This is a genomic window from Brachyspira pilosicoli P43/6/78, assembly GCF_000325665.1.
Classification (GTDB): domain Bacteria; phylum Spirochaetota; class Brachyspiria; order Brachyspirales; family Brachyspiraceae; genus Brachyspira; species Brachyspira pilosicoli.
Window position 1 is genome coordinate 624345 of sequence record NC_019908.1, and the last position, 15680, is coordinate 640024.

General features: G+C 24.6%; 17 protein-coding genes. 8 read left to right on the plus strand and 9 right to left on the minus strand.

The features are described 5' to 3' along the window. Positions 1-34: 34 nt before the first annotated feature. Together BPP43_RS02745 and BPP43_RS02750 are read right to left on the minus strand one after the other, a co-directional pair. Positions 35-460, minus strand: coding sequence for a helix-turn-helix domain-containing protein (locus BPP43_RS02745; protein ID WP_013242993.1), 426 nt, complete (start codon positions 458-460; stop codon positions 35-37). A 3-nt stretch (positions 461-463) separates the two neighbouring features. Next, a complete protein-coding gene (locus BPP43_RS02750) occupies positions 464-1156 on the minus strand; it encodes a JAB domain-containing protein (RefSeq protein ID WP_013242992.1) in 693 nt (230 codons plus the stop codon). Positions 1157-1367: 211 nt separating this feature from the next. On the opposite strand from BPP43_RS02750, the gene BPP43_RS02755 reads away from it, so the two are divergent. From BPP43_RS02755 to BPP43_RS02775, 5 genes are all read left to right on the plus strand, one after another. Then, a complete protein-coding gene (locus BPP43_RS02755; protein WP_015274092.1) occupies positions 1368-2393 on the plus strand; it encodes a hypothetical protein in 1026 nt (341 codons plus the stop codon). Between the two features lie 139 nt (positions 2394-2532). Then, a complete protein-coding gene (locus BPP43_RS02760) occupies positions 2533-2979 on the plus strand; it encodes a hypothetical protein (RefSeq protein ID WP_015274093.1) in 447 nt (148 codons plus the stop codon). Positions 2980-3097: 118 nt separating this feature from the next. Further along, entirely contained in the window at positions 3098-3607 is a 510-nt protein-coding gene (locus BPP43_RS02765; protein WP_015274094.1) for a hypothetical protein, read from the plus strand. Between the two features lie 111 nt (positions 3608-3718). Further along, a complete protein-coding gene (locus BPP43_RS02770) occupies positions 3719-3946 on the plus strand; it encodes a hypothetical protein (RefSeq protein WP_015274095.1) in 228 nt (75 codons plus the stop codon). Between the two features lie 32 nt (positions 3947-3978). Then, complete coding sequence (locus BPP43_RS02775; RefSeq protein ID WP_015274096.1) at positions 3979-4803, plus strand: pyridoxamine kinase; 825 nt, start codon at positions 3979-3981, stop codon at positions 4801-4803. A gap of 9 nt (positions 4804-4812) precedes the next feature. Here BPP43_RS02775 and BPP43_RS02780 read toward each other — a convergent pair whose 3' ends face one another. Further along, a complete protein-coding gene (locus tag BPP43_RS02780; RefSeq protein WP_015274097.1) occupies positions 4813-7563 on the minus strand; it encodes a tetratricopeptide repeat protein in 2751 nt (916 codons plus the stop codon). Positions 7564-7638: 75 nt separating this feature from the next. Between BPP43_RS02780 and BPP43_RS02785 the strand changes: the two genes are divergently transcribed. Continuing rightward, a complete protein-coding gene (locus BPP43_RS02785; RefSeq protein ID WP_015274098.1) occupies positions 7639-8694 on the plus strand; it encodes a glycosyltransferase in 1056 nt (351 codons plus the stop codon). On the opposite strand, the gene dnaJ is transcribed toward BPP43_RS02785, so the two are convergent. From dnaJ to BPP43_RS02815, 6 genes are all read right to left on the minus strand, one after another. Then, the gene (gene dnaJ / locus BPP43_RS02790) at positions 8689-9819 is read right to left on the minus strand and encodes a molecular chaperone DnaJ (RefSeq protein WP_013242985.1); all 1131 of its coding nucleotides are present in this window, start codon (positions 9817-9819) and stop codon (positions 8689-8691) included. The two genes, BPP43_RS02785 and dnaJ, sit on opposite strands and share 6 nt — an antisense overlap. 77 nt (positions 9820-9896) lie before the next feature. Further along, on the minus strand, positions 9897-10184 hold the full coding sequence (locus BPP43_RS02795) for a DnaJ domain-containing protein (RefSeq protein WP_013242984.1): 288 nt from the start codon (positions 10182-10184) through the stop codon (positions 9897-9899). 58 nt (positions 10185-10242) lie between these two features. Then, positions 10243-10935, minus strand: a complete 693-nt coding sequence (locus BPP43_RS02800; RefSeq protein ID WP_014933200.1) for a YoaK family protein — start codon at positions 10933-10935, stop codon at positions 10243-10245. Between the two features lie 177 nt (positions 10936-11112). After that, positions 11113-11448 carry an META domain-containing protein gene (locus tag BPP43_RS02805; protein ID WP_015274100.1) on the minus strand — a complete coding sequence of 112 codons (336 nt, stop codon included), beginning with the start codon at positions 11446-11448 and terminating at the stop codon, positions 11113-11115. Continuing rightward, positions 11445-11855, minus strand: a complete 411-nt coding sequence (locus BPP43_RS02810; RefSeq protein ID WP_015274101.1) for an META domain-containing protein — start codon at positions 11853-11855, stop codon at positions 11445-11447. The genes BPP43_RS02805 and BPP43_RS02810 overlap by 4 nt, the downstream gene beginning before the upstream one ends. Positions 11856-11988: 133 nt before the next feature. Continuing rightward, on the minus strand, positions 11989-13587 hold the full coding sequence (locus BPP43_RS02815; RefSeq protein ID WP_013242980.1) for a peptide ABC transporter substrate-binding protein: 1599 nt from the start codon (positions 13585-13587) through the stop codon (positions 11989-11991). Between the two features lie 159 nt (positions 13588-13746). Between BPP43_RS02815 and BPP43_RS12640 the strand changes: the two genes are divergently transcribed. After that, entirely contained in the window at positions 13747-14511 is a 765-nt protein-coding gene (locus BPP43_RS12640; protein WP_353933485.1) for a hypothetical protein, read from the plus strand. Beyond that, entirely contained in the window at positions 14489-15679 is a 1191-nt protein-coding gene (locus BPP43_RS12645) for a GerMN domain-containing protein (RefSeq protein WP_353933486.1), read from the plus strand. Before BPP43_RS12640 ends, BPP43_RS12645 begins: the two co-directional genes overlap by 23 nt. Position 15680: the final 1 nt, after the last annotated feature.

The window sequence follows — 15680 nt, forward strand, 5'->3', positions numbered from 1 at the left end:
TAATGTTAAATATAGTTAGCATAATATTAAAAAATTATTCCTCAATTTTTCTTATATCATTGATAATATTATCCATATTTTCTAACTCTTCAATAGAATAATCTTTTAATTTCATAGCAATAGATAGTAATTTTTCATTTTTAGCAATATCTGAAACTTCCTCATTACAAAGAAGTAAAGATATAGGTATATTTAATACCTTAGCAATCTTATTTAAATTAGTAATAGATATATTTCTCTTTCCAACCTCAACTCCTTGTAAATATTTTGGAGATATTTTTGCCATATCAGCTATATATGATATAGTTCTATTTTGAGACTTTCTTACAATTCTTATTCTGCTGCCAATATAAGACAAAAAAGATAGTTCATTATTATCTTTATCAATATTTTTATTTTCATCTTTGCAATCTGATATCATACTCTTAAAAAAATGTTTCTTTAAATTATTCTTATCCATTTATCAAACTCCTACACTTATACTATCTTTATATTTATCTAATATTCCATTTTCTCTAAAACTATAATGAATGTTTCCAGCTATTATAATATGGTCTAAAACTTTAATATTCACCATAAAAAATGCTTTATATATTATTTCTGTTATTTCAATATCCGCTTTGGAAGGTTTTGCTATACCAGATGGGTGATTGTGAGATAATATAACATAACTAGAGCCTAATGATAATGCTTTTTCAACTAAATCTCTAGGGTAAATAGTAGCAGAATCTATAGTGCCTCTAAATATTTGTTCTATAGAAATTAATCTTTTATTAATATCTAAACATATTATAGAAAAAGCTTCAAATTTAAGTCTTCCAAACTTTATAATAAGATAATTTATCAAGTCCTTCTTTTTAAGGTCTAAACTATCACTTTTCAAGCTATTAATTAAAAAACATTCTAAAAGCATTGGTATATTTTTTAATATAAAAACTTTTTTTGAAGTGATGCCTTTGATTTTTAAAAGCTCTTTTTCATCAGAGTTTACTATGTTATACAAATTATGAAACTTATAATAAAGTTTATCTGTTATAATATTTGCAGTATTTAAAGATATACCATTAGAAAGTAAATATGATACTATTTCTTTTTCTTTTTTTAAACTAAGGCTTTCATAATTTGGATTCAAAATAAAATCATTGTCAATAAACATGTTATTATATCCTTCAAATTAAGTATTGCCTATAGTTAAACAAATATTTTTTTAAAATAAGCCAAAATTAAATAAATTAAAACAATATTTAATTCATAATTACCTCCTAAAATACATATTTATTTATTTTTTTTTACTAACAGCCATATAAAATATTGACTTTTTGTACAATAGCTATATCATTTTTTTATATAAAGTTTTGGAGCAAATTATGACCAAAAAACTAATTATTATAGCAACAATAATCAATTTATTTTTAATATCTTGTAAATCAGATTCAACATTTCCATTTGATATAGAATATTTTATACTTCTTTTTGGTGGAGGAAGCGTGATAGAAAAAGAAAAAGCTATTACTGACCCTACCCAAATATCTTCTTTTATAGAAGAACATAATGGAATATATTATTCAAAATATGAAGATGAAAGCCTTGATTTAAGATACATTATAGAAAATGATAAAATATATACAGGATACGGTAAAGAAGTAACTGGCACAAGAACATTATTTGGTACTAAATTGCAAATATACATACCAGGAAAAACCACAAGAGGAAGCGGTTATGATAAAAATGACGAAATGTTCACTTTTAATTTTGCAACCAATCAAAACATATACTTATTTGCAAATGCAATATTTCATAAAGAGACTTATGCTGCTAAACAAGGATATAATTATAAAATAGGAGAAGCTATTGAAGAATTAAAACAATATAGCGGAGATTACTATTATTATGATTATGATGATACTAAAAAATATTATATATTAATTGATACAAGCGGACAAATATATATAGATGATAATTTAAGTATAACATATTCAACTGCATCTATAAAAAATGAGGTACTTACTATTACATATACTAAAGTAGGAGGAACTAAAATAAAACAAGAATTACATTTTTATGATGATAAATTAATTTTTGGAAATTCTTGGATAAATGATCAGTTACAATATGAAGCTTTAACAAGATATGATTTATTTACTCCATATAATGGTACATACACAGGAAAAGACGGAACTACTACTATAACTTTAACTGTAGCTTCAGATAAAATAACATTAAGCACTCTTACTAGATATGACACATTTACTCCTGTTATGAAAGGCAATACTTTAATTCTTTATCAGTACTCATCTAAGTACCCTACAAAAGAACATAAATTCGTATTTGATAATAATAAAGTTACATATACAAAGCCGGATAATGGAGGCATTGTTATATTAAATAAATAAGACTAAAAAAATTCATAAAAAAACACTAAATATACTAAAAACAATATATAGTACGTTGATTTTTTGATAATTTTATATAGACTTATATATATAAAATTATCAAATTATATTAATAAAATAATATATAATGGAGTGTTTTATGAATAAAATTATATTAGTTTTCATAACATTATTTATTATTTCTTGTGCCAACTCTACTACAAGCCCAAATACAAATATTGATATAGGAGATGGAACTGTAATAGACGAAATAATTGTAGAAAAACCTCCTGTTGCTGATGATATAATAACTGATCCAGTAAAAATATCTGATTATTTAAAAAAATATAGCGGAAGATATTATTTAGAAACTATAGATAACAATAATATTACTAATAGAATAATAAAAGTAATAGTTGAAAACGGAATTGTATATGATGAAAAAGTATCACAAAAATTTGGAGTAAAAACATTATTTTTAAATAAATTACAAATAGAAATAATTGGAAATGAATTATCTGGTGATATTAATGAAAAAAACTCAAGAGTCGAAGTATTTGATTTCTACGACACTTACATGACAACTAGTAGTAAAAAATGTATATAACAAAGAAAGCTTTTCTACTTCTCTAACTGAATTAGTAGGAACCATAAATGAAATAAAAACATATTCTGGAAGTTATTATATATGGGTTAATGAACTAAGTAAACTATCAAAAAAATATTTGTTTTCTATAAATGAACAAGGACAAATATACGCTGATGCTAGTATAAAAAACTTAAATCCAGAGTTTAGTTTAAAAAATAATATACTAATAATGAAGTATACTGAAGGAGCAAAAAAAATAGAAAAAAATTATATACTAAAAGGTGATAGAATAGTAGAAGGAAGTGTATTAATAAATGATGTTATAAATAATGAACTAGAAACTTTAAAACGCTCAGATTTACTCACAGATTATGTAGGAGAATATTATGCTAATTCTGTAACATTATATATAGAAAATAATTATGTATATATAGGCACCAAACTTCCTAATGGAGGATATAGCTATATTAATGGAACAGCATTACTTCAAGGTAATGAATTAATAATGTATCAATACGAAAATAATAGTACTAGCAATAACAAAGAACATAAAATAGTATTTAGCAAAAATAAAAAAATAGCAGTTTATTATGATCCGCATACACTTAAAACTATAAATTTGATAAGAAAAGAGCGTTCAAAATAGTATTTTTGATATTTTAACAAATAAAGTTTTTTAATAAAATTATCAAATTATCATTGATAAAATAAAAAATATATGATATTATTTTGCTAGGTTATCTTGGAGAAATATTTAATGAAAAAAGCAAGCAAAAATCCTTTTCTTGTTGAAATAGAAAGAAAATTTGGAAAAGATAGTTTTGAATTATCTGCATTTATGCGTGGAAGTAAAAAATTTAAAATAACTAAAGACGAGATAGATGATAGATATGGTTTAACATTAAAAGAGTTTGCATATTATGCTCAAATATCTGGTTTTAAAGTATTATCTGATGAAGATAGCTTAATTATATTTAAAGAATAAAATTATAAACATTTTAATTAAAAGAAATAATAATGAAAGATTGCAACGTACTTCTTATTAACGATATATGTTCTTATGGAAAAGCTTCTTTAACAGTTAATATACCTGTTCTTTCTGCCTTTGGTATAAAAGTATCTCCCCTAATAACAGTATTACTTTCAAATCATACTGCTTTTGAATCTTTTTGTGCTTTTGATTTAACAGCACAATTAAAACAAATAGTAAATGAGTTAAAAAAGAGAGAAGCAAAGTTTGATGCTTTATATATAGGCTGGCTTGCATCTGATGAACAGGTAGATATAGTTATAGATATAATAGAATATTTCAAAATAAAAACTATATTATTAGACCCAATATTAGGAGATAATGGTAAGTTATATTCTTCTATGACTGAAAAGCATATAAAATCACTTAAAAGAATACTAAAATATGCTACAATAGTAACACCTAATACAACAGAGTTATGTTTGCTTTTAGATAAAGACCCTAGCAAAAAATACACAGAAGAAAATGTAATAGAAATGGTCAAAGAATTATCAAATGTAACATCAGAAAATATAATTGTAACAAGCGTAGAAAAAGATAATAAATTTGGTTCTTTAGCATACAATATAAAAAACAATAATATTATAACAAGCTACTTTGATAAAATAAATATAGCAATACCTGGCACAGGTGATGCTTTTGCATCAGCATTGTTAGGATATATACTAAATGACTATTCTATAGAAGATGCATTAAAAAAAGCAACGCAATTCATATATACAGCAATAGAGCTTTCTGTAAAAGAAAATGATAATAGAGTATACGGTATATCTATAGAAAAAAGACTTCATCTGCTAAAAGATTTATTCTAATTTTTAAATTTATTTTAATAGTTTATTTAATATATCTTCTATTTCTTTTTCAATATATTTTTTATCAACCATATCTTTACCCCAAACAGATTTATTTAATGCTGTTTTATATAGCTGTAAAGATTCTTTTAGAAGAGTATTTGTATTTCTATCTATATAGCTTTCAGCTCTCAATTTGTATATTCTAGCAAGTAAAGCGTATCCGCTTCCATCATCAGGAAGAAGTGAAATATAATTTAGAGCATATTTCTGAGCCTTAACAAAATCTCTAAAATAATTTAATGCTACAACAGAAGCCCTATAATTAGCAGCAGCCTGATTTTTATTAATGCTAATAATATTCTCATAACCATCTAATGCTTCACGATTATTTCCTGTTATCTCATTTATATAAGATATTTGATACAAATAGTCAAGATTATCACCATTAATTAAAACAGCCTTATTAGCATATCTCATAGCAGCAGCATTATTTCCAAGTTTAATATTTAATTTTGATAATGCATAAAAATCTCTATCAGATTCATATTCCTTATTTAAATTAAATAAAGATAAAGGATAAGAGCTAACATTAACAATACTGTCTACCTTCCAAAGCAAATCTACATCCATATATTTAGAAGCTCTGTCAAAAGCATTAATTGAATATCCATACAATCTGCTCTTGCTGTAGATTCTTCCTAAAATAGCATCTTTTGCCCCAGCAACATTAACATACTTAAAAATATTATAAGTCATATCATAAGCACTGCTGTCATACTCATATGCCAATGATTCTGCTAAGGCAATAACATTGTTCATATAAGCAGGAGCAATTTTTAAAACCTCTCTTCTAACATCAGAAAACTTAACATACCCATTAATATTATTATAATTGCCCATAGAAGCTAAATAAGAATCTATATATATTTTATTTTTTATAGCTATAGCATCATAATTCTCTCTATTAATTCTCATAGCTAAATTGGCAATATTTTTTGATTTATCATATTCTTTTGTATTATACAAATATGAAGCATAATATCCGTATATTATAGAGTTTATCTTTTTTATATAAGGGTCTTTAGTATTAATATTTCTAAGTCCATCTATATAATTAATAGCATCATCATATCTATCAAATTTTAAATATTCAAATACTTTATCAGTAATAAGAGAAGTGTTAAATTTTAAATCATCTTCCCAGAATAAAGTAGATTTTATATCTGTAAGGTATATCTCTTTTTGATAATCAGAAATATCATTTGATTTTACTCTTATGCCCAAAAGCTCTCTTAATAATATAACATTATTAATACTTATAACATTATCATCAAAAGCTCTTTTTAAAATTTTTATGCCTTCATCTGTAGAACCCAATTTAGAATAGCTGCTTGCAATATACCATAATCTTCTCTGCTCTTCATAGCCTTCAAATTTGCTGTTCATCATTAAATTAATAATATCAACATAAAGTCCATTATTATATAAATAATCAGCCCTATCAAGAGCAATATTATAATCAATAGATTTACTTAAATTAGCAACAGTATTTCTATAAGCTTCTATACTAACTAATATCTCTTTTGCTTTTTCGTATTTTCTTTTAAATATTAAATATTTAGCATATTCTATTTTATTTTCATCAGATATATCATAAAAACCAACAATTTGAGAAATTATTTCATTTGGATAATATAAATATCCATAATTATAAAGCATATTAGCAAGTGTTTCATATAGTCTAGGCTTGTTATAAGAATATTTTAATCCCTCTTCTAATATATTAATAGCCTCTCTCTCTTTACCCTCATATAAAAATATTTGAGCAAGTATAGCATAAGCCTCATCAAAGTTTTTATTATTTTTTATAAATCTATTTAACATATCTTTAGATTCATTATAATTTTTCATTTTAAAATAAGTCTTAGCTAAAGCAAGCTCTATTTCAGGATAATCTTTTGTATAATTAGAAAGAGAATCTAATTTACTAATAGCGTTACTATAATCATTAGAAATTATTAAACTATCCCAAGCATAAAGTTCTTTTTGTACTGCAGCATTTGATATTTTAGAGTTTATTCTAATTATATTATTATCATTAGAAACATTTGCTCTAACAGCAACATTATAATTATTTATAGCATCATCATATTGCTTTTTAAAAATACTAATATCTCCAAAGCCCTCATATCCATAATCACTTCCATTTTGAATACATAAGCTATAATATTTTTCAGCACTCTTTATATCAAAATTTCTAAAAGCAATATCACCAGCTAAATATAACCAATAATTATCATTATATATTTTATAAGCAGATATATAAGTTATTAAAGCATATTCATACTCATTAATCTTATAAAACAAATCTGCTATGTTCTTATGCACTTCTCTATCATTAATATACCAATTTATAATCTTACTAAAATCTAAAGAAGCATAATATAAATCTCCATGTTTATAATAAGCAAGCCCTCTAGTATAATAAATATCATAATAATCTTTATAACTTTCTTCTAATGAATTACAAATATTAATAGCTTCATTATATTTAGACTCTTCTATTAATAATTTAGCTTCATTTAATTTATTTACAATATTTATTTTAATATCTTCATTGGCATTATTAAAGAAATCATTTGTAATAATATTTACATTTTCTACATTAATATCTAAATTTCTATCAGATACAGTTTTTTGAGAATATTGTAAAATATCTTTGGAATATGCCGAAATATATAGCATAAAAATAGCAAGCAGTATCTTTATTAATTTCATAATATTTCCTTACAAATACTGCTATAAATATCGGAAATAATAATATTAATTTTTAATAAAGATATAAAATTAATTATGAAAGAAGTAATAATATTAACATCAAATATAACAATAAATAACAGAACAAATATATTTATATTAAATTTAATAGATTTATTATACAAAAAAGGCCTAAAAGTAACTCTATATTCAAATAAATTTCCAAAAACTTTTTATGGTTACATTACAAAGAAACATCTATCATTAAAACTTCCAAATATCAAAGAAATAGTAAATCAATCAAAAAATGCTCTGGCAATAATTGCTATAGATTATCCAATGAATATAATAGCATATAAAATAAAAAATATGTTTAATAAAATGAAAATAAAATCACCTCTAATAATATGGTATTCAATAAACTTTCAAAAACATATATATAAAAATAATAATAACAAAAGAAAATTAAAAGAAGATTATAAAAGTCTTTCAAATATAGATATAGTATTATGTGCTAATGAAAAAATAAAGAATATCCTGGAATATATTTATAATAATAATAAAACAATAGAAATAGTTCGTCCATATTATTCGCCATATATTTCAAAGCAGAATATTAAGAATAAAGAAAAAAATTATATACTCACTTTCTTCGATTCAAAAAACAGCATATATAAATGTACTTCTGCATACTGTGAATATATAAATAATTCAATAAAAAATAATAAAGAAGCATACAAACTAATAATAGCAGGATACAACAAATACTTAGAAGATAATATAAATAAATTAAAGATAAAAGACTATGTGGAGCTAGTAGATTATAACTCTAATATAGAAGATATAATATCGAGTGCCTATACAATTTTAATACATAATACAGAAGACCCTTTCTATATAGAATTAATATCTGCTTGGCATAATAAAATAGTACCAATAATAGATTCTAAAAGTCCGTCTGCAGAAATTACTACAGATAATAAAAACGCCATAATATATAACTCTCAAAATCCAATATCTCTATGCAATAAATTAATTACACTCATAGAAGATAAAGAATTATATAATAGTCTTTCATCTTCAATAGAAAATATCCCAAGTATAGAATATAGTGCAAATCAATTAATAGAAATCATAACAAAACAATTATAAATTATTTCTGCTAGGCTTTCTTAATTTTGGCTCTTCATTATTTGGAATAACTTTTTTAAGCTCATTAAATAATCTTTTCTCTTCAGAAGACAATTTATTATTAACATCAATATTTACTATAACAAATAAATCTCCTCTAGATGACCTATTAATATGATTAGCTCCATTTCCTTTTAGCTTAAAAATCTGTCCGCTATTAGTACCAGCAGGAATTTTTATTTTTACTTTTTTCTTATCTAATGTTTCTATAAATATATCATCACCTAAAGTAGCCTGTACTATATTAATACCCACTTCAGTAATTAAATCAATACCATCTCTAACAAAATACTGATGCGGTGCTACATGTATATAAAGGTATAAATCTCCATTTACACCTCCAGCAATAGCTTCACCCTCTCCAGATATTCTTAACTGTGTATTATCATCAATTCCCTTAGGTATATTAACAGATATAGTTTTAGGCTTTTTAATAGTACCAGTTCCATGACATTTTTTACAAGGTGTAGTAACAATAGAGCCAGTTCCATTACATCTGCTGCAAGTTCTTCTTACGCTAAAAAATCCTTGAGCCATTCTAACCTCACCTGTACCATTACAAGAAGGACAAGTTTGAGTTTTGGTACCAGGTTCAGCTCCGCTTCCATGACAAGCATCACAAATATCTTTTTTATCTAATTTAATCTCCATCTTTTTGCCGAACACAGCATCTTCAAGAGAAAGCGTAACATCATGTCTTAAATCATTACCGCGTCTTTGACCTCTTGAACTTCTAGAAGAAAAACCTCCTCCAAAAAAAGAACTAAATATATCGTCCAAATCGCCAAAACCGCCAGAGCCTCCAAACATCTGAGAAAAGTCAAATCCGCCTCTTCCATAAGCATCAGCAAAATCACTATGAACGCCTTGAAAACCAAATTGGTCATACTGAGCACGCTTCTTTTCATCAGATAATATCTCATAAGCTTCTGTAGCTTCTTTAAACTTCTCTTCTGCTTCTTTATTGCCTGGATTTCTATCAGGGTGATATTGCATAGCTAATTTTCTATACGCCTTTTTAATTTCATCAGCACTCGCTGTTTTACTTACTCCCAATACTTCGTAATAATCTCTTTTGTTTGCCATTTTAACATATCCTCATTTATAAAATACATAAAAAATAAAAGCTTATATATAAAATCAAAAAATAAATATTAACAAAATTATTTTCTTCTCTTGCTTCCAATTATTATACTAACTCCTAATCCTAAGGCAGCTAGTCCTGTTATAACATATTTATTATTAGCTAAATACTTAATATTATATTCCATTCTCTTTTTTTTATCAGATAAAACATCATAAGCTTCAGTAATTTCTTTAAACTTATCAGCAGCAACATCATCTCCAGCATTTCTATCAGGGTGATATAATTTTGCTAACTCTCTATAAGACTTTTTTATCTTCTCTTCACTTGCTAATATATTAACATTAAGTATTTTATAATAATCCATAAAAATATCCTTAAATTATATATATAAAAATCATTTTCATCAATACAAAAAATAGTAATTAATTATCAAAAAACATTAAACTCTCAACTATAAGCAATAATCCGCTTGCTATCCATATACTCCTGCTTCCTAAAATATTAGTAAACAAACTTCCCAAAAAAGCTCCGCACATAAAACATGATAAAATGCTTAAATATATAAGTCCATTTTTTAATCCAGTTTTATCTTTGTTAAATAAAAACTTAAAAAAATTTTCTGAAGCAGACCTTAAATTTCCTGTACACATATTAGTAACATAAGCAAGTCCCTCAACCCTATTAAAAGTTATCATCAAAATAGCAGACATAAAAGCTATAAAACTAATAACTACAGTATCAAACATTCCTCTAGGTAAAAGACCAACTACAAAAAGTATAATGGAATTTATAAGTATTACTAAATATTCTAATTCCATTAATTTTTTTCTATTTAATATTTTTTTTACATATAAAGCAAACCAAATACCTATTATAAATACAAAAATAGATATTAAATAATGCATAGCCTCAAAAAAATCTCTTCTAGCAATATTCATAGCAAAAAATATAATATTACCTGTCTGAGCATAAGCAAATACACCATCTCTTGTAATATAAGTATATGAATCAACAAACCCGCCTATAATACTAAATATTGATGCTATATAAATAGTTTCTGTTGTATGTATTGATTCATTCTTTCTTTTAATGAAAGAGATGAGATTGCTTTTCATAATAAAAAAATATTCCCATAAAATTTAATTGCAAATATTATAACATAAAACAGGATTTTTAGAAATATATAGAGAGATAGAATTAAAAGTTAATAAAGTCTTTTGAAAATGAGCTTTAAATCTTTATCTAAAGTATTTATAACTAATTCTTCACCGTTAAACTCTATAGATGAAGCATTATTCAAATATTTGATGTAATCTTCTTTCTTTTTTTAAAGTTTCTTCATCTTCAGATATTTTAGTAACTTCTATATTTTTTATAAGTAAAATATTCCCCCTTCTAACCTCATATTCTCCAAAATATGTATTAGCTCCGCCATAGCCGTAAAACTCAGTATTATAAAAAGATATTGTAATACCATCTTCTTCAAACATATTTGTAAGTTTATAAGTTTTACCTGTAAGTGTGCTAGATGACACGGCTAATGACTTCTTTGTAGAAGAACAAGAAAACATTATAAAGAATATAATAGATAATATTATAAGTATATTTTTTAAATTATTTCTTTTCATATCTCTTCAAAAATTAAATAGTTACTAGAAAGCACTGTATATAAAGTTAATTTTTTGCCTTCAATTTTATATGAGGTTACATCTTTTAAAAGATTTAAATACTCATATTCTGCTTTCATTTTGTCTTTAGGTCCAGACATTAATGTTGTTATTAAATTATAAACATTAAAAATATCTCCATCTATTTCATATAAAGATGAATATCTATTAACTGCTGAAAAACCGCTTATTTTATTATCATTAAACTCTATTGTAATATTCATATCTGGATATATACTAACCAATTTAAACTTTCTGCCGTCTAATACATTTTTTTTATCTGTTATATTATTTTCTGAAATTTTATCCATAGTAGAACATGAACATATTAAAAATAACATAAAAAATAAAATTGATAATCTTTTCATAAACTTCCAAAATATATTTAAATTTATTACTATAATTATCGGTATTAGTATATTTATTTTTTATAATAAGATTTATTTAAAAATAAAAAGTCCCTTACCAAAACAGATAAGGGACTTAATAAAATTTAATAATTTATTCTAAATAAGCATAATGGAATTGATATTCTTGTAATGGAGTTAGAACATAGTCTTTTAATCTCTTACTTATTAGAGTTGGATTTGAAGGATTGTATATAGGTATTAACAAGTTATCTTCTGCTACCAACAATTTTTCAGCATTATGCATAGCTTCCATTCTTATACTTTGATTAGCAGTAGACCTAGCAGTTTCTATGTATTTATCAAACATAATATTGCTGTATCCTGTAGTATTTTGGCTTCTATAACTTAAATAATTCTCTAAGAAAGTCATAGGATCGCTATAATCACCAATCCATAAAGTTCTTATAAGCTGATAATCTTTATCACTTCTCATCTGCTGATAAGCAGCCCATTCCATAGAAGTTATTTGTAAATCAATACCTAAATTTTCTTTCCACATCTGCTGCACTGCTTCAGCTACTTGCATATAAACCAAATCTGAAGTAGTCTTATATTCTAATACAGGGAAATTCTCACCATTAGGATATCCTGCTTCAGCCAATAATTGTTTAGCCATCTCAACATTATTAGAATAAGCCTCTTTAGACAAATCAATATATTCTCCGCCATTTTCTCTAAAATCTCCGCTAACATCATAAGCTCCCACAGGAACCCAAGCACTAGTAGGTGATTTTGCAGTAGGTACAACATTTTCAACTATATAGTTTCTGTCTATAGCCAAAGATAATGCCTTTCTTATTCTTACATCTTTTAAGACTTCATTAGTAGCATTTATACCAAAAGCAACTGTAGAAAAATATGGAGCTATATTAACTATACCCTCTTCTTTAAGTTTTTCTAAATCCTGTTCTATAATATTAACAGAAAAATCTAATGAACCATCTTTTATACCAGCAAGTGCTAAAGTAGCATCTTTCATCATCACAAAAGTAATTTTTTCAGGAACAATATTATCTTTATTCCAATAATTAGTATTTTTTACTACAACTATTTTTTCATCAGGATTTCTCTCTGTCATAACAAATGCACCATTACCAATATAGCTTTCTGGACTTAATGACCATTCATCACCATACTTTTCTATAATGTCTTTTCTAACAGGAGCAAATATTGGATAAGTAAGTATATCTAAAAAATATCCTGTAGGTGATTCTAAAGTTATTTCTAAAGTATAATCATCTATAGCTTTTACCCCAAGCTCTTCTACTGGAAGCTCACTAGAAAGTACCTTCACAGCATTTTTTATATATTCTACAAATGAAGTATACTCTGCAGCACTAGCTGGATTAGCAGCTCTTTGTAAAGCATAAACAAAATCATTTGCAGTTACATTTACTCCGTCAGACCACTTAGCATTCTCTCTCAAATGAAAAGTATATTTAAGTCCATCATCTGAAATATCCCAACTTTCACAAGCACCGCCTTGCAAATTGCCATTTTTATCCTTTATTATCAAAGTTTCAAATACATGTCTTGGATAAACAAAGTCGTTTCCAGATAATGTAGGGTCTATTGTCTTTGGTTCTTCACCAGCATTAATAAATAATTCCTTTGAAGAACGATTTACATTATTTGTACATGAAATAATTAAAATAAAAATATACAAAAACAATAATATTCTTTTTAACATAATTCTCCCCTTCTATAATAGTTAAGTAATAATACTATATTTAGAAATATAATGCAATTAATTACTAATATATTTACTTATATATATAATAAAATTCTAACACAATTTTCTATTTTTTCGATAATTATAACGATACACTATAAAAAATGGAGTTGAAAAGTGCCAAGATATGAGCAGTTAAAAGCTAAATCTAAAGGTATATCATATACAAGAAGAATAAGAAGCGAAGATAAAGAATTTAATTTTAAAAAACCTATAATTATATCTGTTTCATTTATATTACTTGTATCTATACTATTTACTATTATAAAAAAATATTCTCCTATGGTAGATATTGCTGTAAAAGACTTTTTTAGCATTAATCATAGAGAAGCATTAACATTAGAAACTACAGGAAGTGAAGAAGAAAATAAAATAAGTTTCTTAGATAATGTACCGCTATTTAATTTCTTCATAAAATCTAATACAAATGAAACTTTATCAATTATGGCTTATGAAACTAATTCTATGCTTGAAACTTCTGTAAATACACAAAATACAAATTCTATGCAAAACAACTCCACAATTACAAGAGAGTCATTATCCGTATTTTTTAATAATAATCAAAATAATCAACTTAACAATACAAAAGATATAGAAGAGCAAAAAGATAATAATATAGAAAATACAGAAGAACAAAACATAAACAATATAGTTAATGATTCATATAATTACATACAAGAAATGATACAGCAAAATAGAGGTGTTAATAATAATAATAATAATAATAATAATAATAATAATAATAATAATACAATAAATGAAAATAATAATTTAGAAAACAATAACTTAAATAATTTAACAGAAGAAAAAAATAACTATTTAGAAAAAGTAACTAACTCAATAAACAATAAAACATCTGATGAAGAAAATAGCAGCAAATAATAGCAACATCTCTTCAAGCATTTTTTATGATATCCTAAAACCAAAAGAAAATACAACAAGAGATATAAAAACAATGCGACCAGCAACAACTACATATAGTTCAACTCCTCCAAGCTATATGAGAAACAATAATGAACCTAAAGAAAAATATAATACTAATAATTATAATTATTATTTTAGAGAAGATAAAAAAGAAGAAAATAATTATAATTCTAGAGAAAGAATAATAACAACATCTAATGATGGTAAAGAAAATACAACTCAAAAAACTCCTGTAAAAAATAATACTCAAAAAGATTATGAAAGATTAGCAGATAGTTTAGTTAATAATAATAATAATAATAATAATATAACTAAAACAAGAAATGATACTATAGAAGAAACAACATCAAAAAGAGACTTAATAATAAACTCTCAAACAAGTGTAATGCCAAATAATAATGGTATAATAAAAAATAATAATGATTATAATAGAGTGATTAATGATTTAGTAAATCCTAATAATACTGAAAGAGTAATTAACAACAACGAAAGAATAATCAATAACACTGAAAAACAAATAAATAATAATAATAATAATAATAATAATAATAATATAGTAAGAGAAGAAAATAAAATAATAAGCACAAAAGAAAATATAAATAAAAAAGAAATTATACAAAAAGCTCAAAAAGATATAGCAAAATATAAAACTTCAAAGGCAAATAATAGTGTAAAAAGAGATTATTCTAATGAAAGAAACTTAAAAAACACAAGCAATGAAGGAGTATATTTAGTAGAATATGATGAAAACACAGGTTCTATTACATTAATATTTAGAAAGAGAAATATAGAAAATAATAATTCAATAGAAGAGACAATAAAGACTTTGTTAAATGGTGCTACTGATGAAGAGAATAGAGATAATATAATAAGCTGCATACCTAAAGATACAGAATTATTAGATATATTCGTAGCAGGAGATACAGTATATTTGAATTTTAATGAAAGCTTCGAATTTAATCCTCTTGGAAATGAGGGCACTATGCTTCAAATATATCAATTAGTATACACAGCAACACAATTTGAAGGTATAGATAATGTTATCTTTTTAATAAACGGCAATTTAAATGAAACTATAGGTGCAGAAGGTGCCATAGAAAATATGCCATTTACAAGATTTGAATAAT

What these genes read in the sequence shown, in the direction of transcription:
- BPP43_RS02785 (WP_015274098.1), top strand. Translation starts at nt 7,639, where the DNA reads ATGAAAGAAGTAATAATATTAACATCAAATATAACAATAAATAACAGA.
- dnaJ (WP_013242985.1), bottom strand. Translation starts at nt 9,819, where the DNA reads ATGGCAAACAAAAGAGATTATTACGAAGTATTGGGAGTAAGTAAAACA.
- BPP43_RS02770 (WP_015274095.1), top strand. Translation starts at nt 3,719, where the DNA reads ATGAAAAAAGCAAGCAAAAATCCTTTTCTTGTTGAAATAGAAAGAAAA.
- BPP43_RS02795 (WP_013242984.1), bottom strand. Translation starts at nt 10,184, where the DNA reads ATGGATTATTATAAAATACTTAATGTTAATATATTAGCAAGTGAAGAG.
- BPP43_RS02745 (WP_013242993.1), bottom strand. Translation starts at nt 460, where the DNA reads ATGGATAAGAATAATTTAAAGAAACATTTTTTTAAGAGTATGATATCA.
- BPP43_RS02775 (WP_015274096.1), top strand. Translation starts at nt 3,979, where the DNA reads ATGAAAGATTGCAACGTACTTCTTATTAACGATATATGTTCTTATGGA.
- BPP43_RS02815 (WP_013242980.1), bottom strand. Translation starts at nt 13,587, where the DNA reads ATGTTAAAAAGAATATTATTGTTTTTGTATATTTTTATTTTAATTATT.
- BPP43_RS02755 (WP_015274092.1), top strand. Translation starts at nt 1,368, where the DNA reads ATGACCAAAAAACTAATTATTATAGCAACAATAATCAATTTATTTTTA.
- BPP43_RS02750 (WP_013242992.1), bottom strand. Translation starts at nt 1,156, where the DNA reads ATGTTTATTGACAATGATTTTATTTTGAATCCAAATTATGAAAGCCTT.
- BPP43_RS02800 (WP_014933200.1), bottom strand. Translation starts at nt 10,935, where the DNA reads ATGAAAAGCAATCTCATCTCTTTCATTAAAAGAAAGAATGAATCAATA.
- BPP43_RS02780 (WP_015274097.1), bottom strand. Translation starts at nt 7,563, where the DNA reads ATGAAATTAATAAAGATACTGCTTGCTATTTTTATGCTATATATTTCG.
- BPP43_RS12645 (WP_353933486.1), top strand. Translation starts at nt 14,489, where the DNA reads ATGAAGAAAATAGCAGCAAATAATAGCAACATCTCTTCAAGCATTTTT.
- BPP43_RS02760 (WP_015274093.1), top strand. Translation starts at nt 2,533, where the DNA reads ATGAATAAAATTATATTAGTTTTCATAACATTATTTATTATTTCTTGT.
- BPP43_RS02810 (WP_015274101.1), bottom strand. Translation starts at nt 11,855, where the DNA reads ATGAAAAGATTATCAATTTTATTTTTTATGTTATTTTTAATATGTTCA.
- BPP43_RS02805 (WP_015274100.1), bottom strand. Translation starts at nt 11,448, where the DNA reads ATGAAAAGAAATAATTTAAAAAATATACTTATAATATTATCTATTATA.